The following is a 24,164-nucleotide window of genomic DNA, read 5'->3' as shown; positions in this document are numbered from 1 at the left end:
TTGCGTGCGCCTTTGGCATGCACGACCAGGCCCTGACCCTGCCCAGCGCGACCGAAGCCGGTGTCGACCCGCTGTGGCGCCATCAGCTGAGCCTGCTGCTCCAATCGACCGGTGAGGGCATCTTCGGCATCGACCTCGATGGCCACTGCATGTTCATCAACCGGGCCGGCGCGCAATTGCTCGGCTGGCCCGCGGCCGAGGTGCTCGGGCACAACATGCACGAGCTGACGCATCACTCGCACGCCGACGGCTCGCACTACCCCGACACCGATTGCCCGATCTTCAACGCCTTCCGCCGCGGCCTGCCGTGCCGCATCGACACGGAGGTGTTCTGGCGGCGTGACGGGACGTCCTTCGCGGTGGAGTATTCGAGCCATCCGATCGTCGACGGCGACACCGTGCGCGGCGCCGTGATCGCCTTCGTCGACATCACAGAGCGCAAGCGCGCCGCCGCCGCCTTGCAGCAATCGCGCGACCAACTCGAGCTGCGCGTGACGGAGCGAACCGCCGAACTCAGCGCGGCACTGCAGCAGGTCCGCGAGTTGTCGGCGTACATGGATTCGGTGCGCGAAGAGGAGCGCACCCGCATCGCGCGCGAGGTGCACGACGAACTTGGCAGCCTGCTGGTCGCGCTGAAGATGGACGTCAACTGGATCGGCAAGCGCCTGGGCGAGCAGCAGGCGCGCGACGCCGACGCGGCGCAGGCCATGCGCCAGCAGATGCGCGGCAAGTGCGACAACATGGGCGCACTGATCGAGCGCGCGGTCGAGAACGTCGGCCGCATCATCACCGACCTGCGCCCGAGCATCCTCGACCACCAGGGCCTGTGGGCTGCGCTCGAATGGCAGGCGCACGAGTTCGTACAGTCGGCCGAACTCGCACTCGGCTGGGACCTGCAGGTCGATGAAACCCTCGAACTCCCCGAACCCGCGGCGATGGCGGTGTTCCGGATCTTCCAGGAGATGCTGAGCAACGTCGGCCGCCATGCGCGCGCGTCACGCGTCGACATCCGCATCCGCGCCGACGACGGCGTGCTCGAACTGCGCGTGAAGGACGACGGCATCGGCGCCCCGCCGCAAGCCTTCGGCGCGCCCACCTCGTACGGCGTGCGCGGGATGCGGGAGCGGGCGCTGCATTTCGGCGGCAGCATCGAGATCGCGAGCCAGCCGGGGGAGGGGAGCACGTTCCGGCTGAGGTTGCCGTTGCCCGGCTGAGCGCCGTGCCAGCTGTGGCGTTTGCCATTTTTTGCCAAATCCTCTAATCTGGCGTGCATGAGCACCATGAACATCTCATTGCCCGAAACGCTCAAGGCCTTCGTGGATGACCAGATCGCCGAGCGGGGTTACGGCACGAGCAGCGAATACGTTCGCGAACTGATCCGCAAGGACCAGGATGCGCAGCAGTTGCGCAGGCTGTTGCTCGACGGCGCGGGCTCGGCGCCCGGCGCGCCTGTCGACGCGGGCTACTTCGATGCACTGCGCAAGCGCGTCGACTCGTCGACGGCGCGGTGAAGACGCTTCCAGTCATTCCGCGCGCGTTGGCGCTTGGTGATGTGGACGAGACCGTAGCGCACTACCTGGAGGAGGGCGCAGCGCAGGCAGCGCTCGGCTTCATCGCAGCGCTGGAGCAGGCCTATGCCCACATTGGTCGCCACCCCTCTACCGGCTCACCGCGCTACGCCCATGCGCTGAATCTTCCCGGTCTGCGGAGCTGGCCGTTGCGGCGCTACCCGCAGATGATCTTCTACGTGGAGCGGGCGGACCACATCGACGTGTGGCGTGTGTTGCATGGTCGGCATGACATCCCAGGCTGGCTTCAAGCGCCTGCCGAACTCTGAGCCATGACACCCCCCATCCGCGTCCTCATCGGCGACGACCACCGCATCGTGCGCGAAGGCCTCAAGCAGGTGCTGGGTGACCTGTCGAACGGCGTACCCGAAATCGTTGTCTGCGCCGAGGCCCAGACCGGCCCCGAGGTGCTCGAGCGCGTGGCGTCGCTGCAGGGCGGGGAGGGCGTCGACGTGGTGCTGCTCGACATCGCCTTGCCTGAGCGCGATGGCCTTGATGTGCTGCAGGCCCTGCGCGCGGCATGGCCGGCGCTGCCGGTGCTGATGCTCTCGACCTACCCGGAGCGCCAGTACGCGGTGCGCTGCATCAAGCTGGGTGCGGCCGGCTACCTGAACAAGAGCGCCGATGCCGACGCGATGGTGGCGGCGGTGCGCAAGGCGGCGGCTGGCGGCATCTACGTGTCGACGGTCACCGCCGAGGCGCTGGCCGCGGCCGTCAGCAAGGTGTCGGCGACGGAAGCGCTGTCGCATCGGGAGCACCAGGTCTTCCGGCTGCTCACCGCCGGGCGCAGCGTGAGCGAAATCGGTGCGCAGCTCGGGCTGGCCCCCAACACGGTGAGCACCTACCGGGCACGCATCCTCGAGAAAACTGGCGCGAAGAACGACGTCGAGCTCGCGCTGTACGCCGAGCGGCACGGCAAATCGGCGCCCGCCGCCTGAAAGCACGGGCTGCAATGACCGTCGTGTAGGGCCAGCACTACAAGGCATCGATTCGCGCTGCGCGATTTCATGCGAACAGGCTGCGCAGGCCCACAACCGGCCCGCGCCTTGCAATGCGTCTGCATCTTTCCAACGAGGTGCGCCCATGTCCCGACTGCCCGAATCGACAGCAAACGACCCGTACGACGCCGACCGGCCGCTGATGCTGCGCTGCGCCTGTGGCCAGGACCATGCGCCGGACCAGCACGCCAGCGCGATGGCGCTGTCGAACGACAAGCTGGAAGCCAGCCTGATCAAGGCCCTGTTCCCGGTCGACAGCGTGCGCCGCAACTTCCTGCGCGCCGTGGGCGCCAACACGGCGCGCGCCGCCATCGCCTCTGTGTTCCCGCTCGGGGCGATGCAGGCCATGGCGCAGGAGAAGGCGCCGCTCGAGAAGAAAGACTTGAAGATCGGCTTCATCCCGATCACCTGCGCCACGCCGCTGATCATGGCGCACCCCCTGGGTTTCTACAAAGCGCAGGGCCTGAACGTCGAGGTGGTGAAGACGGCAGGCTGGGCGCTGATCCGCGACAAGATGCTCAACAAGGAGTACGACGCGACGCACTTCCTGTCGCCGATGCCTTTGGCCATCTCGATGGGCGCAGGCTCCAACGCGACGCCGATGAACGTCGCTACCATCCAGAACACCAACGGCCAGGCGATCACGCTGGCGAACAAGCACAAGGACAAGCGCGACCCGAAGCTGTGGAAGGGCTTCAAATTCGCGGTGCCCTTCGAGTACAGCATGCACAACTTCCTGCTGCGTTACTACGTGGCGGAAGCGGGGCTGAACCCCGACACCGACATCCAGATCCGCGTGGTGCCGCCGGCCGAGATGGTCGCCAACCTGCGTGCCGGCAACATCGACGGCTACCTCGGCCCGGACCCGTTCAACCAGCGGGCGGTGTTCGAAGAGGTCGGCTTCATCCACATCCTCACCAAGGAAATCTGGAACGGCCACCCGTGCTGCGCCTTCGGCAGCTCGACCGAGTTCATCCAGAAGAATCCGAACACTTTCGCGGCGCTGTACCGCGCGGTGCTCACGGCGTCGGCCATGGCGCGCAAGCCGGAGAATCGCGAACTCATCGCCAAGGTGATCGCGCCGGCGCAGTACCTGAACCAGCCCGAGACGGTCATTTCGCAGGTGCTCACCGGCCGCTTCGCGGACGGCCTGGGCAACATCAAGACGGTGCCTGACCGCGCCGACTTCGACCCGATCCCGTGGCAGTCGATGGCCGTCTGGATGCTCACGCAGATGAAGCGCTGGGGCTACGTGAAGGGCGACGTCGACTACAAGCAGATCGCCGAAAAAGTCTTCCTGCTGACCGACGCGAAGAAGCGCATGAAGGAGATCGGCCAGACGCCGCCCGAGGGCGCGTACCCGAAGTTCACCATCATGGGCAAGGTCTTCGACCCGACCAAGCCCGATGAGTATGTGAAGAGCTTCGCGATCAGCAAGATGGCCGCTTGAGCCCGGAGCAGCCATGCGCCCGTCGCTCAACCTGAAGGCCGCGCTGCTGTCGCTGCTGCTGCTGGCCATGTTTCTCGGCATCTGGCACGTGGCGACGATGACGACTGCGCCGGCGGCCGCGCAGACCTCGCTCACGCCGGAGCAGATCGAGTACCAGAAGATGCTGGGCAAGAACCCGGAGCCGGGCGGCCAGGCCAAGGCCTCTGGCTTTCCGACGCCCGCCGACATGGGCGCGGCGGCATGGCGGCACCTGTCGAACCCGGTCTACGACAACGGCCCGAACGACAAGGGCATCGCGATCCAGCTCGCCTGGTCGCTCGGCCGCGTCGGGCTGGGCTTTCTGCTGGCCTGTTTGGTGGCGGTGCCGCTGGGCTTCGTGATCGGCATGTCGCCGCTGCTGCACAAGGCCTTCGACCCCTTCATCCAGGTGCTCAAGCCGATCTCGCCGCTGGCCTGGATGCCGCTGGCGCTCTACACCATCAAGGATTCGTCGACGAGCGGCATCTTCGTGATCTTCATCTGCTCGGTCTGGCCGATGCTGTTGAATACCGCCTTCGGCGTGGCCTCGGTCAAGCGCGAGTGGCTCAACGTGGCGAGCACGCTCGAGGTGAAGCCGCTGCGCAAGGCGTTTCGCGTCATCTTGCCGGCGGCTGCGCCGACCATTCTCACTGGCATGCGCATCAGCATGGGCATCGCCTGGCTGGTCATCGTGGCGGCCGAGATGCTGGTCGGTGGCACGGGCATCGGCTACTTCGTGTGGAACGAGTGGAACAACCTGTCGCTCACCAACGTGATCTTCGCGATCCTGCTGATCGGCGTGGTGGGCATGCTGCTCGACCTGGTCTTCGCAGGGTTGCAGCGGAAGGTGACGTATGTGGAGTGACATCTCGCCTCGAAGGAAGCCCATGCCGCCGCCCCCGCCGTCCGATCCCGCCGCTACGCTGTTGCGCGTCGAGGGCCTGGCCAAGGCCTACTTGCCGGCCAAGCCGGTCTTCGCCGATGTCTCGTTCACCCTGCAGCGCGGCGAGTTCGTCTGCATCATCGGCCACTCGGGCTGCGGCAAGACCACCATCCTGAACGTGCTGGCGGGGCTCGACACCGCCACCGGCGGCCATGCCTTCATGGACGGCCGCGAGATCGTCGGCCCGAGCCTCACGCGCGGCGTGGTGTTCCAGAGCCATGCGCTCATGCCGTGGCTCACGGTGCGCAAGAACATCGCCTTCGCGGTCGAGTCGCGCTGGCCCGACTGGTCGCGCAAGCAGGTCGATGAACAGGTGCTGCGCTTCGTCGAGCTGGTCGGCCTGAGCGCGGCGATCGACAAGAAGCCGTCGCAGCTGTCCGGTGGCATGAAGCAGCGCGTGGGCATCGCGCGTGCCTTCGCGATCCAGCCGCGCATGCTGCTGCTCGACGAACCGTTCGGTGCGCTCGATGCGCTCACGCGCGGCACCATCCAGGACGAGCTGATGCGCATCGTGCGCCAGACCCAGCAGACCGTCTTCATGATCACGCACGACGTGGACGAGGCCATCCTGCTGGCCGACCGCATCCTGCTGATGCGCAATGGCAGCGAAACCTCCAGCGGCTACCTGCCCGGCAGCATCGCCGAGAGCGTGGTGAACCCGCTGCCGCGCGAGCGCACCCGCGCCGGGCTGCACCACCTCGATGGCTATTACGCGCTGCGCAACCACATCGTCGACTTCCTCGTGACACGCGCCAAGGCGACGTGACACGTCCATGCATCTAACCAACCGGAGCAAACCCCGCATGAACCGCAACGACATCACCGAGAAGATCATCACCGTCAAGGTGGCCAAGGGCATCCAGTGGGCCGACGTGGCCAAGCAAGTCGGCCTCTCGAAGGAGTGGACCACCGCGGCCTGCCTCGGCCAGATGACGCTCGACGCCACGCAGGCCGGCATCGTCGGCGAGATCTTCGGCCTCACCGACGAAGAGCAGAAGTGGCTGCAGGTCGTGCCCTACAAGGGCTCACTGCCAAGCGCCGTGCCGACCGACCCGCTCATCTACCGCTGGTACGAGATCGTCAATGTCTACGGCACCACCATCAAGGAACTGATCCACGAGGAATTCGGCGACGGCATCATGAGCGCGATCGATTTCAGCATGGACATCGATCGGCAGGCCGACCCCAAGGGCGACCGCGTGAAGGTGGTGCTGTCGGGGAAGTTCCTGCCCTACAAAACCTACTGAGCGCCGTCGGCGGGCCGAAAGCTGCGCAGCGGCGCCGGCCCTGTGTGCGTCGGGGCTTCTTCCGGTATCCGGCACAGGCCCCAACGCAACAGCCAGCGTCCGAACGCCGGATGCGCAGTCGCCCAGGCGAACGGGATCGATCCGATCAGGCCCACCAGCACCGGCGACCAGAACCAGAGCGCGCCCGGCGTCCGTGACCACACCGTGCCGGCCAGCAGGAGACCCAGGGCCGTCTGCAGCCACAGGCCGCGCAACGCAACCGTCCAGTCGATCCGCTGGACGTCGCGTTGTTGGGCGGCCCAGCCGACGCGGCGCCCGAACGGCAGCCCGACGAGGAACGTGGTCACGGCCACGGCCACCACCGGCGCGGTCAGAACCCAGAAACCGAACTCCAGCACGGCGCCGCAGACAATGCGCGGCACACCCCCATAGGCCCGACGCAGCCCACCGCGCAGAAGCACGTCTGTCAGGGTGGCGAGCTTGGGCGCCAGATTCATCCCCAGCACCGTGAGGAAAAGCACCAGTCCGAGGTCGGGCCGGAGGGGCTGCTCACGCCAAAGCCCGAGCATCATGAACGCGAGCCAGGCCGGCGGGCCCAGGTACATCGCGATCGCCAACAGCAGCTGGCAGCGGCTGACCGGTCGCAGTCCGGGCAGGCCGAGCAGCTGCAGGTATTGCATGTTGCCCTGGCACCAGCGCAGGTCGCGCCGGATGAATTCGAGCAGATTTGGCGGGTTTTCTTCCCAGCTGCCCAGCTCGTCCGGCAGCACGCGGACTTCATAGCCGGCGCGACGCATCAGCACTGCCTCGAGCTGATCGTGGCTCAGCACCGGACCGCCGAGCGGCGGCGGGCCGGGCAGATCCGGCAGCTTGCAGTGCGCGATGAAAGGTCGGAGCCGCAAGATGGCGTTGTGGCCCCAATAGGGGCCGCAGTCGCCCTGCCAGCTGGCGGCGCCCAGGGTGTAGGAGCGCATGCCCAGGCGCATGCCGAACTGGAAGATGCGCGTGAAAGCGCTCGCGCTCGGCAACCCGGTCACCAGCGTCTGGAGGATGCCGATCGTCGGCTGCGCTTGCATGATGCGCACCAGCCGCAGCATCGCCTGCGTCGTCATCAGGCTGTCGGCGTCCAGCACGATCGCATGGTCGTGCCGGCCACCCCAGCGGTCGCAGAAGTCGCGGATGTTCCCGGCCTTGAAGCCGGTGCCCTGTTCGCGGCGCCGATAGCACAGCGCGACGGCCGTACCGAAGCGCGCCTGCAACTGGGCCACCATGCCGGCCTCGGCGGCCACGATCCCGGCATCGTCGCTGTCGCTCAGCACATAGAGGTGAAAGGCCGCAGCCTGCCCGCTGTCGACCAGTCCTTCGAGCATCCAGGCCAGGTTGTGCGTGAGCCGACCCGTGTCCTCGTTGCGAATGCAAGCCAGCAGCGCCGTGGATGTCTCGATGCGCTGCTGCGAGCCGCCTGCGTCCAGATGCGGCGCGACCAGACGGGCCGCATTGCGGCTAACCAGCATCAACGCCAGGCCGATGGCCGCGTTCCAGAAGCCCACGGCGATCCAGGGCAGCGTGACCGCGAACGCCACCAGCATGGCGATGCCCATTGCATCGAAGCGCTCCACGAACAGCGTCGCTGCCATCAACCACAGAAGGCCGAGCACGGTGGCTGCGACGGCGAGTGCGAACCCGGCGCGGCGCCAGCGCAGGCCGGCATGCGTCGGCAACGGTTGTGGCGTGTGTTCAGGCAATGATGGCAAGGAGGGTCTTTCGAATAGACGATGCACCGCCTACAGCATGCGGCGCAGCAGCCCGTCGCGGCGGATGAAGGTATGGTGCACCACGCCCGCCAGATGCCCCAAGATCAGCAGGCCGATGGCGATCGCTCCGCACAGGTGCAAAAGCGACAGGACTTTGGCGATCGCCTCGTCCTTGCCGAGCGGCGAGGGGATTGGCAGCACACCAAACAGCGAGAGCGGGAAGCCCCAGGCATTGGTGGCCAGAAAGCCGGTCAGCGGCATCAGGATGAGCAGCGCGTAGAGACTCATATGGGTCGCATGAGCGGCGAAGCGCATCAACGCCGGCAGGTCGTCGGGCAGCGGAGGCGGCGGGTTCCTGTGACGATTGACGACTCGCAGCAGCACCAGCACGAACACCAGCACGCCCAGGCTCTCGTGAAGGTTGTACAGCCGCAATTTGAAGTCCTGATCGGCCGGTTCGAAAAAGCCGATCCAGATGCCCACCGGAATGATGACGGCAAGCAACAGTGCGGTCAGCCAGTGCAGCCAGCGGGACGAAGCAGCGTAGCGCAACACAGAGTTCATGACGGTGTCTCCAGACCGGCCGATGCTACGGCCGATGCGGCGGGCGAAGGGTGAACCTGCGTCCCGGGGCCGCTGCGGCCGTGCCGACCGACCCGATGATCTACCGCTGGTACGAGATCGTCAACGTGTACCGCGCCACCCTCAAGGAGCTCCTTGAGCGCGCGCGCCTCAGCTTGCGTAGCTGCGGTCGACCCGGTCCAGCTTCCGGATCAGCGAGGGCCAGACGAAGGCGCCGCCGAGCCCGCCGGTCTGCACCTTCATCGCGTGGCCCACGCCTTCGAGAATCCGGGTGTCGACCTGCGTGAGTTCGCCGCCTCCGGACTGCGCGGCGATCTGGATCTGGCAGGTGTTCTCGAAGGTGTACATCGCCAGGAAGGCGTCGGCGATGGTCTTGCCGACCGTCAGCAGCCCGTGGTTGCGCAGCATCAGGAAGTTCGCCTGGCCCAGGTTGGCCTGCAGGCGCGCCTTTTCATCGTCCCGAATGGCGACACCCTCGTAGCCGTGGTACGCCAGCGAGGCCAGAACGAAGGTCGACTGCTGGCTGATCGGCAGCACCCCGTTCTTCTGCGCGCTGACCGCGATGCCGGCGCGCGTGTGGGTGTGCAGCACGCACTGGACGTCTTCCCGCGCGGCGTGCACCGCGCTGTGGATCACGAAGCCCGCCGGGTTCACCGGGTGGGGCGACTCGATCACCTTGTGGCACTGGTCGTCGACCTTCACCAGGCTCGACGCGGTGATCTCGTCGAACATCAGTCCGTAGGGATTGATGAGGAAGTGGTGCTCGGGCCCCGGCACCCGGGCGCTGATGTGGGTGAAGACCAGGTCGCTCCAGCCATGGAGCGCCACCAGTCGGTAGCAGGCAGCGAGGTCGACGCGCAGTTGCCACTCCTGGGCACTGACGTGTTCGCGAAGGGATGAGGTCTCGGCGGGGGAGTGGGCGTTCATGGGATCTCCTGGCGTGGTCGGGGTGCCGCCATTCTTGCGCCGCCGACGTCATCGAACTGTCGTGGTGCCGACAGCGCGGATGCGCGTTTTCCCGCGGGAGAAGCTGCGCATTCGGTCACGGTGCCTCGCGGCGCTGGGGTTTTCCCGGGATCGAGAAAGCCACCCGGGTGCCGATAGCCAGGGCAAGCATGCCCCGCGGCATGCGATCGCGTCACCCCTCGGCAGGGTCGAGGTGGGCGTTTCGGTTCGTTGTCGTCCGCTCCTTCCATCCTCACTGACTGTCGACCATGCCCGCACCTTCCAGACTTCGCTCCATGACCATCGCCAGGAAGCTGACGCTCCTGACGCTGGGTGCCATCCTCGGCGTGCTCGCGCTGACCGCGGTGTTCCTCGTCTCGGAGCGCAGGCTGGTCCTGGCCGAGCGGCAGAGCAGCGTACGGCAGGTGGTCGAGTCGGCGCACGGCGTGCTGAGCTATTACCACGGCCTGGCGACGCGGGGTGTACTGAGCGAGGCGGACGCGCAGAAGCAGGCGATGCAGGCCGTCAAGGGCATGCGCTACAGCGGCACGGAGTACTTCTGGATCAACGACATGCAGCCACGCATGCTCATGCATCCCGTCAACCCCGCGCTGGACAACAAGGACCTCTCGCAGAACAAGGACCCGACCGGCAAGTTGCTTTTCATGGCGTTCGTCGACATGGTCAAGCAGCAAGGGGCAGGCTTCGTACCCTACCTGTGGCCCAAGCCCGGCAGCGACAAGCCGGTGCCCAAGCTGTCGTACGTGATGGGTTTCCAGCCCTGGGGCTGGGTGATCGGCTCCGGCGTGTACATCGACAACGTCGATGCCGCGATGCTGGGCCGATCGGTCGGCTTCGGCGGCGGGGCGGTGGCGCTCGCCGGTGCGCTGCTGCTGTTCGGCTGGCTCATCTCGCGCGGCATCGTGCGCCAGCTCGGCTGCGAGCCCGAGCGGGCCGCCGACATCACGCGGCAGATCGCCGAAGGTGATCTGAGCGTGGCGATCGAGCTGCGCAGGAACGACCAGACCAGCGTGCTGCACGCCATCAAGGCCATGCGGGACAGCCTGGCGAAAGTGGTGGGCGAAGTGCGCCAGGGCACCGACACCATCGCCACCGCATCGAGCCAGATCGCTTCGGGCAACCAGGATCTCTCATCGCGCACCGAGGAGCAGGCCAGCTCGCTGGAGCAGACGGCGGCGTCGATGGAAGAGTTGACGAGCACCGTCAAACAGAACGCCGACAACGCCCGCCAGGCCAACCAGCTCGCGGCCTCGGCCTCCGAAGTCGCCGTGCGCGGCGGCAGCGTGGTCGGCCAGGTGGTCGACACGATGAGCGCGATCAACACCTCCAGCCGGAAGATCGTCGACATCATTGCGGTCATCGACGGCATCGCCTTCCAGACGAACATCCTGGCGCTGAACGCTGCGGTGGAAGCCGCGCGGGCGGGTGAACAGGGCCGTGGCTTCGCGGTGGTGGCGTCGGAAGTGCGCAGCCTGGCGCAGCGCTCGGCGGCGGCGGCCAAGGAGATCAAGGGCCTGATCGACGATTCGGTCGGCAAGGTGGAAGCGGGCAGCCACCAGGTGGCCGAAGCGGGGCGGACGATGGAAGAGATCGTCGCCAGCGTGAAGCGGGTGACCGACATCATGGGCGAGATCGCATCGGCCAGCCACGAGCAGACGCAGGGCATCGAGCAGATCAACCAGGCCATCACGCAGATGGACCAGGTCACGCAGCAGAACGCGGCCCTGGTGGAAGAAGCGGCGGCGGCCGCTGGCTCGCTGCAGGAACAGGCCGGCAGCCTGTCGCAGCTCGTCGGCGTCTTTCAGCTGACGCCCGGAGAGCCGTCGCGGCGCTGAACGGCTACAGCGCCATGTGCCCCGTCGCCAGCGCCGCGGCGGCCGAGCGTGTCTCGACGCCGAGCTTCTCGAAGATGTGCTCGAGGTGCTTGTTGACCGTGCGCGGGCTCATGCCCAGGATCTCGGCGATGTCGCGGTTGGTCTTGCCCTTGGCCAGCCACGACAGCACCTCGGTCTCGCGCGGCGTGAGCGCGGCATCGGCCACGCGCGACGCGAGGGCCGGTCCTTCGCGTTGCAGTGCCAGCAGCAGCATGGTCTCGCCGAGCGTGGCCGAGCCCATGTTGCGCACCGACAGCCGCACGCCGGCCGCGGTGGTCGCGGCGATGTTTGCGCCGTCCGCCAGCGCGGGCGCCAGCACCGTCGGCAACTGGCCCAGCGCGGCAGGCTCGCCCAGCGCATGCAGCCACAGCGCCGCCTGCGGCGAACGCCATGCCACGCGGCCGTGCGTGTCGACAAAGACCACGCCCATGCCAGCCACGTCGACCGCGTCGCGCGCCATGCGGGTGATGCGTGCGTTGCGCGTGTGCGTGTGCAGGCGCGCCAGCACCTCCTGTGCGCGGATCGGCTTGACCACGTAGTCGACGCCGCCACAAGCAAAGCCCTCGACCACGTCCTGCGTCTCGGCCATGCCGGTCATGAAGAGCACCGGGATGTGCGCGAGCGCCGGGTTGGCCTTGATGCGCCGGCAGGTCTCGAAGCCCGACAGGCCCGGCATCACGCCGTCGAGGAGGATCGCGTCGGGCACCACCAGCTCGAGCCGCTGCAGCGCCGATTCGCCATCGGCCGCGACGAGCACGGTGTAGCCGCTGGCCTCCAGCGTGTCGCAGAGCATGCCCAGGCTGCTGGGCGCGTCGTCGACGACCAGCACCACGGGGCGTTCGTTGTCAGGGGCTGGGTGCATCGGCATCCTCCGCGAGTGCATTCTTGAAATCTTCGAGTTCGAAGCGCGCCAGCATGCCGCGCAGGTGGGTACAGGTGGCGGCCAGCGCCGGGTCATCGGCGGCGAGTCGGTCGAGCGCCTGCTGCAGGCCGCGCACGTGGCCGACCTGCACCAGGCGCATCAGCTCGAGCCGCGCGTCCTCGGGCAGCGAGATCGGCTCGGCCGGCGGCGCAGCCGCATCGTGCGCGGCCGGTGGCGGCGTGTGCTGCAGCCACTGCAGGCCGAGGTGGCGCTCCAGCGTGGCGATCAGCTCCGACTCGATCACGGGCTTGCCGATGAAGGCCTGGCAGCCGTTGGCCTGCAGCCGGTCGGCCTGGTTCTCGAAGACATTGGCCGAGACGATGAGGATGGGCACGTCCTCGAAGCCGGCGATGCGCACCCGCGTGGCCGTCTCCCAACCGTCCATGTCGTCCATGCTGATGTCCAGCAGGATGGCCGAGGGCACGTGCTCGCGCAGGCTGTCGAGGCATTCGGTGCCGCTGGCAGCTTCGCGCACGTCGAAACCCAGCGGCATCAGCATGCCGGCCAGCATCTGGCGCTGCACCGGCTGGTCGTCGACCACCAGGAGCGTGCGGCGCGGGCCGAAGTAGCCCGAGATGGGGCGCTGCGGCTCGGCCTGCGGGCCGGGGTCGGCCACCTCGCGCAGGTACACCCGCACGCTGAAGGTGCTGCCCCGGTTCGACGTGGCCGCCATGCGCAGCTCGCCGCCCATCAGCGAGGTGAGCAGGCCGGTGATGGTCAGGCCCAGGCCGGTGCCCGGTTCGCCATGGCGCCGGCCGGCGGCCCCGCGCTCGAAGGGCAGGAAGATGCGCTGGTGGTCCTGCGGCGCCACGCCGATGCCGGTGTCGATCACGTCGAAACGCAGCACCTCGCGGGTGGCGTCGACCTGCAGCGTCACGGTACCGGCCTCGGTGAAGCGCACGGCATTGGTCAGCAGGTTGATGAGGATCTGGCGCAGCCGCTTGGCGTCGGCATGCACCCAGGCCGGCAGCCGGCCGGCGTGGGTGTAGACGAAGGCCAGGCCCTTGCCCTCGGCCTGCGGACGCACCATGCGCACCACCTCGTCGAGGAAGCCGGGCAGGGCGAGCGGCATCGGCTCCAACTGCAGGCGGCCGGCCTCGATGCGGGCCAGGTCGAGCAGGCCGTCGATCAGCCCGAGCATGTGCTCGCCACTCTTGTGGATGGTCTGTACCGCGGCGCGCGGCGGGTGCGTGGCGTCGTCGTTCTTCAGCAGGATCTGCGAGTAGCCCAGGATGCTGTTGAGCGGCGTGCGCAGCTCGTGCGTCATGCCGGCCACGTAGCGCGTCTTGGCCTGGTTGGCCGCCTCGGCCGCCTCCTTGGCAGCCTGCAGCGCGGCGTCGGTGCGTCGGTGCGCCTCGATCTCCAGCGTGAGCAGGTGGTTGTGGCGGTTCGATTCCTCCTGTGCCATCTTGCGGCTCTCGCTGCCCAGCACCACCCACCAGGCCGCCACGGCGGCCACCATCGACAGCAGCGCGAAGACCTTGAGAAAAGGCGAGCGCAGGAAGACATGCGTGGCATGCGCGTTGAGCAGGCCCTCCTGCGCATAGACGATGCCCAGCACCGTGGCGAGCAGCGCGATGAGCGAGGTCGCAACCAGCAGGTAGTGCGCCACCCGGAAGTTCAGCCGCAGCGCGAGCGCCGGCGGCAGCAGCGCCTTGATCCACACGCCGATCTGCTCGGAGGCGCGCGAGTTTTTCTTGCAGCCGTCGTGGCAGCGCGATTCGAGCGTGCAGCACAACGAGCAGATCGGCGCGCTGTAGGCAGGGCAGTGCGCCATGTCTTCCGACTCGAAGGCGTTGTCGCAGACCGAGCAGCGCACCATCTCGCCGGGCGCCCAGCGCTGCAGGTCGGTGCGCGCCAGGTAGTAGCGGCCCTTCGTCTTCCAGGCCAGCAGCGGCGAGACGACCAGCGCGGTCAGCAGGGCGATGAAGGGCGAGAAAGACTCGGCCCAGCGCCCCAGAAGCCCGGCGTACGCCACCATCGCCACCGTCGCCGCGACCACCATCGACACCAGGCCAACCGGGTTGATGTCGTACAGGTGCGCCCGCTTGAACTCGATCGACTTCGGGCTCCAGCCCAGCGGCTTGTTGATGACCAGGTCGGCCACCAGCGCACCGACCCACGCGATGGCGATGTTGCTGTAGAGGCCCAGCACCTTCTCCAGCGCGGCGAACACGCCCAGCGTCATCAGGAGCAGGGCGATCAGCACGTTGAACACCAGCCACACCACGCGCCCGGGGTGGCTGTGCGTGAGCCGCGCGAAGAAGTTCGACCAGGCCAGCGAGCCGGCATAGGCGTTGGTCAGGTTGATCTTCATCTGCGACACCACGACGAACAGCGTCGTGATGCCCAGCACCCAGGCCGGGTCGCTGAAGACGTAGGCGAAGCCGGCCAGGTACATGCGGGTCGGCTCGACCGCGTGCGCGGCCGGGATCTCGTGCTGCAGCGCGAGGAAGGCGAGGAAGGCGCCGCCCAGCATCTTCAGCATGCCCGGCACGATCCATCCCGGCCCCGCCACCAATACGGCGGCCCACCACTTGGCGCGGTTGGCGGCGGTCTTCTCGGGCAGGAAGCGCAGGTAGTCGACCTGCTCGCCGATCTGCACCACCAGCGAGAAGGCCACCGTGGCGCCCGCGCCGAACATCAACGGGTCGAAGTTGTTGGTGCCGGAGATGCGGCCGACCAGCCCCGTGAAGTCGGCATAGGCCTGCGGGTTCTTCCACAGGACCGCAACGAAAGGCAGCACGAAGAGCGTGAGCCAGATCGGCTGCGTCCACAGCTGCAGCGCCGAGATCATCGTGATGCCGCGCATCACCAGCGGGATGATGACGATCGACGACACCAGGTAGCACACGGCCAGCGACCAGTCGAAGTACATCTGCAGCGCGAGCGCGAGGATGGCCGCCTCCAGCGCGAAGAAGATGAAGGTGAAGCTCGCGTAGATGAGCGAGGTGAGGGTGGAGCCCAGGTAGCCGAAGCCGGCACCGCGCGTGAGCAGGTCCATGTCGACGCCGTACTTCGCGGCGTAGTAGCAGATCGGCAGGCCGGTGAGGAAGGTGATGATGCCCACCACCAGGATGGCCCACAGCGCGTTCTCGAAGCCGTAGCTCAGCGCGATGGCGCCGCCGATGGCCTCCAGCGCCAGGAAGGACGTGGCGCCGAACGCCGCGTTCGCCACCCGGAACTCCGACCACTTGCGGAAGCTCCGCGGCGTGTAGCGCAGCGCGTAGTCCTCCAGCGTCTCGTTCGACACCCAGGTGTTGTAGTCGCGGCGGATACGAAAGATCTTCTGACCGGTGACGGGCGGCATGTTCCGTTCTCTCTGGAAGAGGGTGTGCCTGTCTCGTTGCAAGAAGCGCTCCTTGTCCGTTCCGGTCGACGCAACGGACCGCCAGTCTCGCCGTGCGGGGAGGCGCGGGCTCTACGTTGATTGACGTATTCGGCATACGTCGGCCGGTTCCTACAGTGGCGGCCATGGTGCTCGGCGCGCCGCACGCCGCACAGCGGTGGTGCGCCGAAACACCGTTTGGTCCCTGCTTCGCAACTCTCAACCTTCGACTGGAGATTCCCCATGGCCCGTGATCAAGATCCGTCCCTCGCTGCCCAGCAGCAGCTCGCGCTGCGCCGCCGTCGTCTGCTCCAGGGCGCCGCCGCGCTGCCGGTGATGGGCCTCAGCGGCCTCGCCTTCGGTCAGCAGTTCCCGACGGCCAAGGTCAACACGACCAAGCTGGCGGTGACCGACACCGAGGTCACGGTCGGCCAGCTGCATTCGTCCAGCGGCACCATGGCCATCTCGGAAACCGGCTCGATCCAGGCGGAGCAGTTGGCCATCGACGAGATCAACGCCATGGGTGGCATCCTGGGTCGCAAGATCAAGGTCATCAAGGAAGACGGCGCCTCCGACTGGCCCACCTTCGCAGAGAAGTCGAAGAAGCTCCTGGTCAACGACCACTGCGCCGCAGTCTTCGGCTGCTGGACCAGCGCTTCGCGCAAGGCCGTGCTGCCGGTGTTCGAGAAGGAAAACGGCCTGCTGTACTACCCGACCTTCTACGAAGGCCTGGAACAGAGCAAGAACGTCTTCTACACGGGCCAGGAAGCCACGCAGCAGATCATCTGGGGCCTGGACTGGGCGAACAAGGAGAAGAAGGCCAAGACCTTCTTCCTGGTCGGTTCCGACTACATCTGGCCGCGCACCTCGATGAAGATCGCGCGCAAGCACATCGAGACGGTGGGCAAGCTCGGTTCGGTCAAGGGCGAGGAGTACTACCCGCTGGGCCACACCAATTTCAACTCGCTGATCAACAAGATCAAGGTCGCCAAGCCCGACTGCATCTTCGCGGCCGTGGTGGGTGGCTCGAACGTGGCCTTCTACAAGCAGCTCAAGGCCGCGGGCATCACCGGCGACAAGCAGTTCCTGCTGACGCTGGCCGTGACGGAAGACGAAATGACCGGCGTGGGCGGGGAGAACTTCGCGGGCTTCTACTCGTCGATGAAGTACTTCCAGTCCCTCGACAACGCGAACAACAAGAAGTTCGTCGCGGCCTTCAAGGCCAAGTACGGCAAGGACGCGGTGATCGGCGACGTGACGCAGGCCGGCTACCTCGGTCCGTGGCTTTGGAAGGCGGCCGTCGAGAAGGCCGGCAGCTTCGACGTCGACAAGGTCGTGGCGGCATCGCCTGGCATCGAACTGAAGAACGCGCCGGAAGGCTACGTGAAGCTGGATGCGAACCACCACCTGTGGAGCAAGGCGCGCATCGGTCAAGGCCAGCTGGATGGCTCGTTCAAGGTCGTGGCGGAATCGCCTGACCTCATCAAGCCCGATCCCTTCCCTAAGGGTTACCAGTAAGTCAAAGACCGCCCAGCCAACTCATCCCCGGAGCCTTCATGAGCATTTCGGACATGTGGAACATCGGCCTCATGCAGGGCTTCGCGGGGCTGAGCCTTTTCGCGGTGCTGCTGCTGATGGGCCTGGGCCTGGCGATCATCTTCGGCCAGATGGGCGTGATCAACATGGCGCATGGCGAGTTCATGACCATCGGCGCCTACACGATCTACATGGCCGCGCGCTTCACGGAGCACCTGGCGCCGGCCTTCATGCCGTACTACTTCCCGCTGGCCATCGGGCTGGCCTTCATCCTGGCGTTCATCGCCGGCTGGCTGGTGGAATGGGCGCTGATCCGCCACCTGTACAAGCGGCCGCTCGACACGCTGCTGGCGACCTTCGGCATCAGCCTGGGGCTGCAGCAGATCTTCCGCACCTTCATCGGCCCGAAGGAAGTGAGCCCGACGCTGCCCGAGTGGTTGATGGGCTCGTGGGCGCCGGCCGAGGGGCTGGACATTCCGATCAACGGCCTGTTCGTGCTGGCGCTGACCACGCTCGTCACCGTCGGCGTGCTGCTGGCGCTGCACAAGAGCCGCTGGGGCCTGCGGGTGCGTGCCACCGTGGCCAACCGCACGATGGCCAACGCCACGGGCATCGACACCAAGAAGACCGACCGCCTGACCTTCGCCATCGGCTGCGGCATCGCCGGCGTGGCGGGCGCCGCCTTCACCACCATCGGCTCCACCGGGCCGACCTCCGGGTCGCTCTACATCGTCGACGCTTTCCTGGTCGTCACCTTCGGCGGTGCGGCCAGCCTGCTGGGCACCGTGGTGTCGGCCTTCGGCATCGCGCAGACCCAGTCGATCGCCGAGTTCTTCATCACCGGGTCGATGGCGAAAGTGCTGACGCTGTCGCTCATCGTGCTCATCCTGATGATCCGCCCCCAAGGTCTCTTCGCATCGAAGGTTCGACGCTGACATGAACACGATCAAGTCCCTCATCACGCGCTACCAATTGGCCAGCCTCGTCATCCTCACGCTGTTGCTGGCGGTCGTGCTGCCGCTCTCGCTCGACATCTTTCGCCTCAACCTGGTGGGGAAGTACCTCACCTACGCCTTCGTCGCCGTCGGGCTGGTGATGGTGTGGGGCTACGGTGGCGTGCTGAGCCTGGGGCAGGGCGTGTTCTTCGGCCTGGGCGGTTACGCCATGGCGATGTTCCTGAAGCTGGAAGCCTCGGACCCCGAGACGACCAAGATCCAGTCGACGCCCGGCATTCCGGACTTCATGGACTGGAACCAGATCACCGAACTGCCGCTGATGTGGCTGCCGTTCAAGAGCTTCCCGCTCACGCTGATCCTGGTGATCGCGGTGCCGACGCTGCTGGCCTGGATCATCAGCTACGCCATGTTCAAGCGGCGCGTGGGCGGCGTGTATTTCGCGATCATCACGCAGGCCGTGGCGCTGATCGTCACGGTGCTCATCATCGGCCAGCAGGGCTACACCGGCGGGGTGAACGGCATGACCGACCTGAAGACCCTGCTGGGTTGGGACACGCGCACCGACAGTGCCAAGTACATCCTCTACTACGTCTGCGTGGCCTTGCTCATCGCCAGCATCGTGCTGTGCCGCTGGATCCAGACCAGCAAGCTCGGCACGCTGCTGCTGGCCATGCGCGACAAGGAAGACCGGGTGCGCTTCTCGGGCTACGACGTGTCGAACTTCAAGGTGTTCACCTTCTGCCTGGCCGCCGGCCTGTCGGGCATCGGCGGTGCGCTGTTCTCGCTGCAGGTGGGCTTCATGTCGCCCAGCTTCGTGGGCATCGTGCCCTCGATCGAGATGGTGATCTTCGCGGCCGTCGGCGGGCGCATGAGCCTGGTCGGCGCGGTGTACGGCACGCTGCTGGTGAACGCCGGCAAGACGCTGTTCTCCGAGAGCTTTCCCGACCTGTGGCTATTCCTCATGGCCGCGCTCTTCATCGGCGTGACGATGGCCTTCCCGATGGGGTTGGCCGGGCTGTGGGAAAGCCATATCGCGCCGTGGTGGAAGAACCGCCGGCAGGCACTGCGCGACGCGTCGGCCAAGCCGCCGACGGCATCGGCACCACTGCCGCCACGCATCGTCGACCCCGCGCCCGGCACCGGGATGGGCGACTTGCCCGACGGCGTGAGCAGCCAGCGCGTCTGAACCCCGGAGCCCACCCCATGAGTAACACCGATTTCGCACTGGCGGTCGAAGACCTGACCGTGTCCTTCGACGGCTTCAAGGCCATCGACACCCTGACGCTCTACATCGACAAGAACGAGCTGCGCGTGATCATCGGCCCCAACGGCGCTGGCAAGACCACGCTGCTCGACCTGATCTGCGGCAAGACCAAGGCCAGCAGCGGCAGCATCAAGTTCAAGAACACCGAGCTCACCAGGATGGCCGAGCACAAGCGCGTGCGCCTGGGTATCGGCCGCAAGTTCCAGACGCCGTCGATCTACGAGAACCTGAGCGTCTTCCAGAATCTGGAGGTGTCGTACCCCTCGGGCCGCTCGGTGTTCGGCGCGCTGGCCTTCAAATGCACCGACCAGGTGAAGGCCGCCGTGCAGGCCGTGGCCGAGGACATCGGGCTGGTTGACAAGCTGGGCACCGAAGCGGGGTTGCTGTCGCACGGCCAGAAACAATGGCTGGAGATCGGGATGCTGTTGATGCAGGAGCCCGAGTTGTTGATGCTCGACGAGCCCATCGCCGGCATGAGTTCACGCGAACGCGAGCTGACGGCCGACCTGCTCAAGCGCATCTGCAAGAACCGCGCTGTGATCGTGATCGAGCACGACATGGAGTTCGTCAAGCAGATCGCGCACAAGGTGACTGTGATGCACCAGGGAAAGATCCTCGCCGAAGGGCCGATGGAGAAGGTGCAAGCCGACGAACGCGTCATCGACGTCTATTTGGGACACTGACATGAGCAACGTGATGCTGGAAGTCAAAGACCTCCATACCGCCTACGGCCAGAGCGAGGCGCTGCACGGTATCTCCTTCGACGGCATGGCGAACGAGACCATCGCCATCATGGGTCGCAACGGCATGGGCAAGACCACGTTGTTCAAGAGCCTGATGGGCGTGCTGCCGATCAAGAGCGGCAGCATCAAGGTCGCAGGTAACGACGTGTCGCACGACGAGAGCTTCAAGCGCGTGGCCAAGGGCATCGCCTACGTGCCGCAGGGCCGGATGATCTTCCCGACGCTGACGGTCGAGGAGAACATCCAGACCGGACTCGAGAACTCGAAGAGCCGGCACATCCCCGAAGAAATCTACGCGCTGTTCCCCGTGCTCTTCGACATGAAGCGACGCAAGGGCGGCAACCTCTCTGGCGGCCAGCAGCAGCAGCTCGCCATCGCGCGTGCGCTGGTCACCAACCCCAAGGTGCTGCTGCTCGACGAGCCGACCGAGGGCATCCAGCCTTCGATCATCAAGGACATCGCCAAAGCGCTCAACGAAATCCGAAAGATGCGCGGCATCACGATCGTCGTGTCCGAGCAGGTGCTGAGCTTCGCGATGGACGTGGCCGACCGGCTCTTCGTCATCGAAGGCGGGCGCCTGGTGCACGAGACCGCGCGCGACAAGACCGACATCAATCACATCAAAGCCTACCTCTCTGTTTAACCACCACCCCAGGAGCCACACCCAAATGACGGACACGCTGATCAAGGTCGACCTGACGAAGTCGCCCACCGAAAACGAGATGATCCACAACCGCTGGCACCCGGACATTCCGATGGCCTGCTGGGTCAACCCGGGTGACGACTTCATCCTGGAGACCTTCGACTGGACCGGCGGCTTCATCAAGAACAACGACAGCGCCGACGATGTGCGTGACATCGACCTCACCACCGTGCACTACCTGTCGGGCCCGGTCGGCGTGAAGGGCGCGGAGCCCGGCGACCTGCTGGTGGTCGACCTGCTCGACATCGGCGCCAAGCAGGACAGCCTTTGGGGCTTCAACGGCTTCTTCTCGAAGAAGAACGGTGGCGGTTTCCTGACCGATCACTTCCCGCTGGCGCAGAAGTCCATCTGGGACTTCAAGGGCATGTTCACCAGCTCGCGCCACATCCCGGGCGTGAACTTCGCAGGGCTGATCCACCCCGGCCTGATCGGCTGCCTGCCCGACAAGCCGATGCTCGACCTATGGAACGAGCGCGAGCAGAAGCTCATCGACACCGACCCGACCCGCGTGCCCGGCCTGGCCAACCCGCCCTCGGCCGGCACCGCCCACATGGGCAAGATGACCGGCGAAGCGCGCGCGAAGGCCGCGGCCGAAGGCGCCCGCACCGTGCCGCCCCGCGAGCACGGCGGCAACTGCGACATCAAGGACCTGTCGCGCGGCTCGAAAGTGTTCTTCCCGGTCTACGTCCACGGCGCGGGCTTGTCGGTGGGCGACCTGCACTTCAGCCAGGGCGACGGCGAGATCACCTTCTGCGGCGCCATCGAGATGGCCGGCTGGGTGCACATGAAGGTCACGCTCATCAAGGGTGGCATGGCCAAGTACGGCATCAAGAACCCGATCTTCAAGCCCAGCGTGATGACGCCCAACTACAAGGACTTCCTGATCTTCGAAGGCATCTCGGTCGACGAGGCTGGCAAGCAGTACTACCTCGACGTGAACGTGGCCTACCGCCAGGCCTGCCTGAACGCGATCGAGTATCTGAAGAAGTTCGGCTACTCGGGCGCGCAGGCCTATTCGATCCTCGGCACGGCGCCGGTGCAGGGCCACATCAGCGGCGTGGTCGATGTGCCGAACTCGTGCGCCACGCTGTGGCTGCCGACCGAGATCTTCGACTTCGACATCAACCCGAACGCCAGCGGGCCGACCAAGTTCATCGACGGCAGCATCGACATGCCACTGTCGCAGGACGTCTGAGCCGATGCCGACCTACGACTATGAATGCCGCGAGTGTGGCGGTTTCGATGCGCTGCGCAGCGTGAGCCGGCGCGACGAGCCGGCCGCCTGTCCGGATTGCGGCGCAGCGTCGCCCCGCGTGATGTCGGCCGCGCCGCGCCTGGCGCTCATGGCCGGCAGCACGCGCAGCGCCATCGAGACCAACGAGCGCGCGCGGCACGAGCCGAAGAGCTCGAAGGACTATCAGCGGCTCAAGCATCCGTCGGGCTGCGGCTGTTGCAACACCAAGCGCGGAGCGACCGTGACCGCCGCCAATGGCGTGAAGGGGGCGCCGAGCCGGCGGCCCTGGATGATCAGCCACTGAAAGGCGGCCTCCGCAGGGCCGCTGTGACTACTGCAGCAGCAGGCCCTGCGCTTCCATGCTCAGCAACGCGGCTGTCACATTGCGTTCGGTCATCGAAATGTGCTGCCGCAGCAGGGCCACGGATTGCTCCGTATCTCTTTCGAGCACAGTGGTGACCAGCTTCTTGTGTTCGGAGTTCTTTCGACGCTCGACCTTCCGATGTCGTGCCGAGAACTGCCGGTAGCGCTCGGCGCTGTCGAACAGCGAGGACACCAAGTCCATCAACATCGGCGACGACGTACCGCCGTACATCGCCAGATGGAATTCGCGGTGCGCCGCAGTCCAGGCTTCGCTCAGGATCAGCGGGCCTTCGGGCAGCCGCTGCTCGATGAGTGCCAGTCCGTGCGCGGCCCCCACCAATCTGGACTCCCACTGGTCGTCTCCGCAGGCGATCGCATCCCGCAGGGCTTCGGATTCCACCAGAAGCCGCACGCGGGTCAGGTCGGCCACGCCCGCCACGGTCAAAGGCGCGACGCGGAACCCCCGGTTCTCGAAAGCACGCACGAACCCCTGCTCCGAGAGGCGGCTGAGTGCCTCGCGCAAGGGGCTGCTGCTCAACGCGTATTGCTTGCTGAGTTCATCGACCCGAAGGCGCTGGCCGGGCTGGAACTCGCAGCGAACGATCGCCTGGCGAAGCCGGCGGTAGGCCCTTTCCGCCAAGGGCGCATCGGATTCCACCAGGACGTCGGATGAAGAGGAGGGCTTGATCACGGCGCCATCATACGGTACGCGCATATTCGACAGGAAACAGCACAAGGGTTATTACCATGCATAACACACTGTTTTATGCACAAAATAATCCGACGGGACGCATTCGGATGTCTCGCACCCTCACCTTGCTGAAAGATCTGTATGAAGTTGATGTCGTACCAACATGCCGGACGAGACACCTGGGGCGTTGTCGTCGGTGACGGCGTGGCCGACCTGGCCGCCAGGACCGGGCATGCCACCCTTGCGGACTTCATTGCGAGTCCTGACTTCACGCGACGCGACGCGTTGGTGGCCGGACTGAAGGCCGATGCGGCGCTGGCCGACGTGACGTTTCTGCCAGTCATCCCCCGGCCGGAGAAGATCGTTTGCGCGGTGCGCAACTACATGGACCACCACCAGGAAGTTCTTGCCGCAGGCATGCAGCGTGAGCTCTCCGAGCAGCCACCGATCTTTCTGCGCGTCTGGCGCTCGCAGACCCCGCACAACGGCCCGATCGTGCGCCCGCACGTTTCCGAATCGCTGGACTGGGAGGGGGAACTGGCTGTGATCATCGGCGAGGGCGGGCGCGATATCTCCGAGACCGACGCGTGGAAGCATGTGGCGGGCTACAGCTGCTACAACGATGCGAGCATCCGGGAATGGCAATTCCACGCCAAGCAGATTGCCTCCGGCAAGAACTTCGAATCGACGGGGGGGTTCGGTCCGTGGATGGTGACGGCCGATGAAATCGAACCTGGTCGTGAGCTGAAGCTGGAAGTTCGCCTGAACGGAGAGACGGTGCAGTCCAGTCACACCGGCCACATGATCTTCTCGATTCCGAAGCTCATCAACTACGCGTCCACCATCTTCACGCTGAGTCCTGGTGACGTGATCGCCACGGGCACGCCGGCGGGTGTCGGCTGGAGCAAGAAGCCTCCGCGCTTCATGAAACCTGGCGACCTCGTGGAGGTGGAGATCGAAGCCGTCGGCCTGCTGCGCAATCCGGTGGTCGCGCAGAACTGACGCGGCACTCGTCGTACAACGC

23 protein-coding genes and 1 pseudogene are annotated in these 24,164 nt (G+C 66.2%); 18 read left to right on the top strand and 6 right to left on the bottom strand.

Annotation, left to right across the window (positions count from 1 at the left end):
* The first annotated feature begins 17 nt into the window (after positions 1-17).
* The 8 genes from ACSFA0_RS12910 (at position 18) to cynS (ending at position 6,224) form a co-directional block, all read left to right on the top strand.
* Entirely contained in the window at positions 18-1,214 is a 1,197-nt protein-coding gene (locus tag ACSFA0_RS12910) for a sensor histidine kinase (RefSeq protein WP_435450563.1), read from the top strand.
* Positions 1,215-1,271: 57 nt separating this feature from the next.
* Positions 1,272-1,511, top strand: coding sequence for a ribbon-helix-helix domain-containing protein (locus ACSFA0_RS12905; RefSeq protein ID WP_435450562.1), 240 nt, complete (start codon positions 1,272-1,274; stop codon positions 1,509-1,511).
* Entirely contained in the window at positions 1,508-1,837 is a 330-nt protein-coding gene (locus ACSFA0_RS12900) for a type II toxin-antitoxin system RelE/ParE family toxin (protein WP_435450561.1), read from the top strand. The genes ACSFA0_RS12905 and ACSFA0_RS12900 overlap by 4 nt, the downstream gene beginning before the upstream one ends.
* A gap of 3 nt (positions 1,838-1,840) precedes the next feature.
* The gene (locus ACSFA0_RS12895; protein WP_435450560.1) at positions 1,841-2,506 is read left to right on the top strand and encodes a response regulator; all 666 of its coding nucleotides are present in this window, start codon (positions 1,841-1,843) and stop codon (positions 2,504-2,506) included.
* A 145-nt stretch (positions 2,507-2,651) separates the two neighbouring features.
* Complete coding sequence (locus ACSFA0_RS12890; RefSeq protein WP_435450559.1) at positions 2,652-4,016, top strand: CmpA/NrtA family ABC transporter substrate-binding protein; 1,365 nt, start codon at positions 2,652-2,654, stop codon at positions 4,014-4,016.
* A gap of 13 nt (positions 4,017-4,029) precedes the next feature.
* On the top strand, positions 4,030-4,899 hold the full coding sequence (gene ntrB / locus ACSFA0_RS12885) for a nitrate ABC transporter permease (protein ID WP_435450558.1): 870 nt from the start codon (positions 4,030-4,032) through the stop codon (positions 4,897-4,899).
* 22 nt (positions 4,900-4,921) lie between these two features.
* Positions 4,922-5,743 carry an ABC transporter ATP-binding protein gene (locus tag ACSFA0_RS12880; protein WP_435450557.1) on the top strand — a complete coding sequence of 274 codons (822 nt, stop codon included), beginning with the start codon at positions 4,922-4,924 and terminating at the stop codon, positions 5,741-5,743.
* A 37-nt stretch (positions 5,744-5,780) separates the two neighbouring features.
* The gene (gene cynS / locus ACSFA0_RS12875; protein ID WP_435450556.1) at positions 5,781-6,224 is read left to right on the top strand and encodes a cyanase; all 444 of its coding nucleotides are present in this window, start codon (positions 5,781-5,783) and stop codon (positions 6,222-6,224) included.
* On the opposite strand, the gene mdoH is transcribed toward cynS, so the two are convergent.
* Together mdoH and ACSFA0_RS12865 are read right to left on the bottom strand one after the other, a co-directional pair.
* On the bottom strand, positions 6,218-7,978 hold the full coding sequence (mdoH, locus tag ACSFA0_RS12870; protein WP_435450555.1) for a glucans biosynthesis glucosyltransferase MdoH: 1,761 nt from the start codon (positions 7,976-7,978) through the stop codon (positions 6,218-6,220). The two genes, cynS and mdoH, sit on opposite strands and share 7 nt — an antisense overlap.
* Before the next feature lie 30 nt (positions 7,979-8,008).
* Positions 8,009-8,542, bottom strand: a complete 534-nt coding sequence (locus tag ACSFA0_RS12865) for a cytochrome b (RefSeq protein WP_435450554.1) — start codon at positions 8,540-8,542, stop codon at positions 8,009-8,011.
* 80 nt (positions 8,543-8,622) lie between these two features.
* On the opposite strand from ACSFA0_RS12865, the pseudogene ACSFA0_RS12860 reads away from it, so the two are divergent.
* Positions 8,623-8,697, top strand: a pseudogene (locus ACSFA0_RS12860) (cyanase); the annotation flags it as partial.
* 13 nt (positions 8,698-8,710) lie between these two features.
* Here the strand turns inward: ACSFA0_RS12860 and ACSFA0_RS12855 are convergent.
* Complete coding sequence (locus ACSFA0_RS12855) at positions 8,711-9,487, bottom strand: class II aldolase/adducin family protein (RefSeq protein ID WP_435450553.1); 777 nt, start codon at positions 9,485-9,487, stop codon at positions 8,711-8,713.
* A 314-nt stretch (positions 9,488-9,801) separates the two neighbouring features.
* Between ACSFA0_RS12855 and ACSFA0_RS12850 the strand changes: the two genes are divergently transcribed.
* The gene (locus ACSFA0_RS12850) at positions 9,802-11,361 is read left to right on the top strand and encodes a methyl-accepting chemotaxis protein (protein WP_435450552.1); all 1,560 of its coding nucleotides are present in this window, start codon (positions 9,802-9,804) and stop codon (positions 11,359-11,361) included.
* Positions 11,362-11,365: 4 nt separating this feature from the next.
* On the opposite strand, the gene ACSFA0_RS12845 is transcribed toward ACSFA0_RS12850, so the two are convergent.
* Positions 11,366-12,262 (bottom strand): response regulator, encoded by an 897-nt coding sequence (locus ACSFA0_RS12845; RefSeq protein ID WP_435450551.1) that lies wholly within the window; start codon positions 12,260-12,262, stop codon positions 11,366-11,368.
* The gene (locus ACSFA0_RS12840; RefSeq protein ID WP_435450550.1) at positions 12,246-15,632 is read right to left on the bottom strand and encodes a hybrid sensor histidine kinase/response regulator; all 3,387 of its coding nucleotides are present in this window, start codon (positions 15,630-15,632) and stop codon (positions 12,246-12,248) included. Before ACSFA0_RS12840 ends, ACSFA0_RS12845 begins: the two co-directional genes overlap by 17 nt.
* A gap of 261 nt (positions 15,633-15,893) precedes the next feature.
* Between ACSFA0_RS12840 and urtA the strand changes: the two genes are divergently transcribed.
* From urtA to ACSFA0_RS12805, 7 genes are read left to right on the top strand one after another with little or no spacing between them, the layout of a single operon-like run.
* A complete protein-coding gene (gene urtA, locus ACSFA0_RS12835) occupies positions 15,894-17,168 on the top strand; it encodes an urea ABC transporter substrate-binding protein (RefSeq protein ID WP_435450549.1) in 1,275 nt (424 codons plus the stop codon).
* Positions 17,169-17,206: 38 nt separating this feature from the next.
* The gene (urtB, locus tag ACSFA0_RS12830; protein ID WP_262073834.1) at positions 17,207-18,121 is read left to right on the top strand and encodes an urea ABC transporter permease subunit UrtB; all 915 of its coding nucleotides are present in this window, start codon (positions 17,207-17,209) and stop codon (positions 18,119-18,121) included.
* 1 nt (position 18,122) lies between these two features.
* Positions 18,123-19,328 (top strand): urea ABC transporter permease subunit UrtC, encoded by a 1,206-nt coding sequence (urtC, locus tag ACSFA0_RS12825; protein WP_435450548.1) that lies wholly within the window; start codon positions 18,123-18,125, stop codon positions 19,326-19,328.
* 17 nt (positions 19,329-19,345) lie between these two features.
* A complete protein-coding gene (gene urtD / locus ACSFA0_RS12820) occupies positions 19,346-20,089 on the top strand; it encodes an urea ABC transporter ATP-binding protein UrtD (RefSeq protein ID WP_435450547.1) in 744 nt (247 codons plus the stop codon).
* Between the two features lie 13 nt (positions 20,090-20,102).
* Entirely contained in the window at positions 20,103-20,792 is a 690-nt protein-coding gene (gene urtE / locus ACSFA0_RS12815; RefSeq protein ID WP_435450970.1) for an urea ABC transporter ATP-binding subunit UrtE, read from the top strand.
* A 25-nt stretch (positions 20,793-20,817) separates the two neighbouring features.
* Positions 20,818-22,047: a formamidase gene (gene fmdA / locus ACSFA0_RS12810; RefSeq protein ID WP_435450546.1), complete on the top strand. Its 1,230-nt coding sequence runs from the start codon at positions 20,818-20,820 to the stop codon at positions 22,045-22,047.
* A gap of 4 nt (positions 22,048-22,051) precedes the next feature.
* Entirely contained in the window at positions 22,052-22,390 is a 339-nt protein-coding gene (locus ACSFA0_RS12805) for a zinc ribbon domain-containing protein (protein WP_435450545.1), read from the top strand.
* A 27-nt stretch (positions 22,391-22,417) separates the two neighbouring features.
* On the opposite strand, the gene ACSFA0_RS12800 is transcribed toward ACSFA0_RS12805, so the two are convergent.
* Positions 22,418-23,140, bottom strand: coding sequence for a GntR family transcriptional regulator (locus ACSFA0_RS12800; RefSeq protein ID WP_435450544.1), 723 nt, complete (start codon positions 23,138-23,140; stop codon positions 22,418-22,420).
* A 141-nt stretch (positions 23,141-23,281) separates the two neighbouring features.
* Here ACSFA0_RS12800 and ACSFA0_RS12795 point away from each other — a divergent pair, with 141 nt between their 5' ends.
* Positions 23,282-24,142: a fumarylacetoacetate hydrolase family protein gene (locus tag ACSFA0_RS12795; RefSeq protein WP_435450543.1), complete on the top strand. Its 861-nt coding sequence runs from the start codon at positions 23,282-23,284 to the stop codon at positions 24,140-24,142.
* Positions 24,143-24,164 lie beyond the last annotated feature (22 nt).

Source organism: Variovorax restrictus (assembly GCF_051216715.1).
GTDB lineage: Bacteria > Pseudomonadota > Gammaproteobacteria > Burkholderiales > Burkholderiaceae_C > Variovorax.
This window is presented reverse-complemented; position numbering and strand designations above follow the sequence as displayed.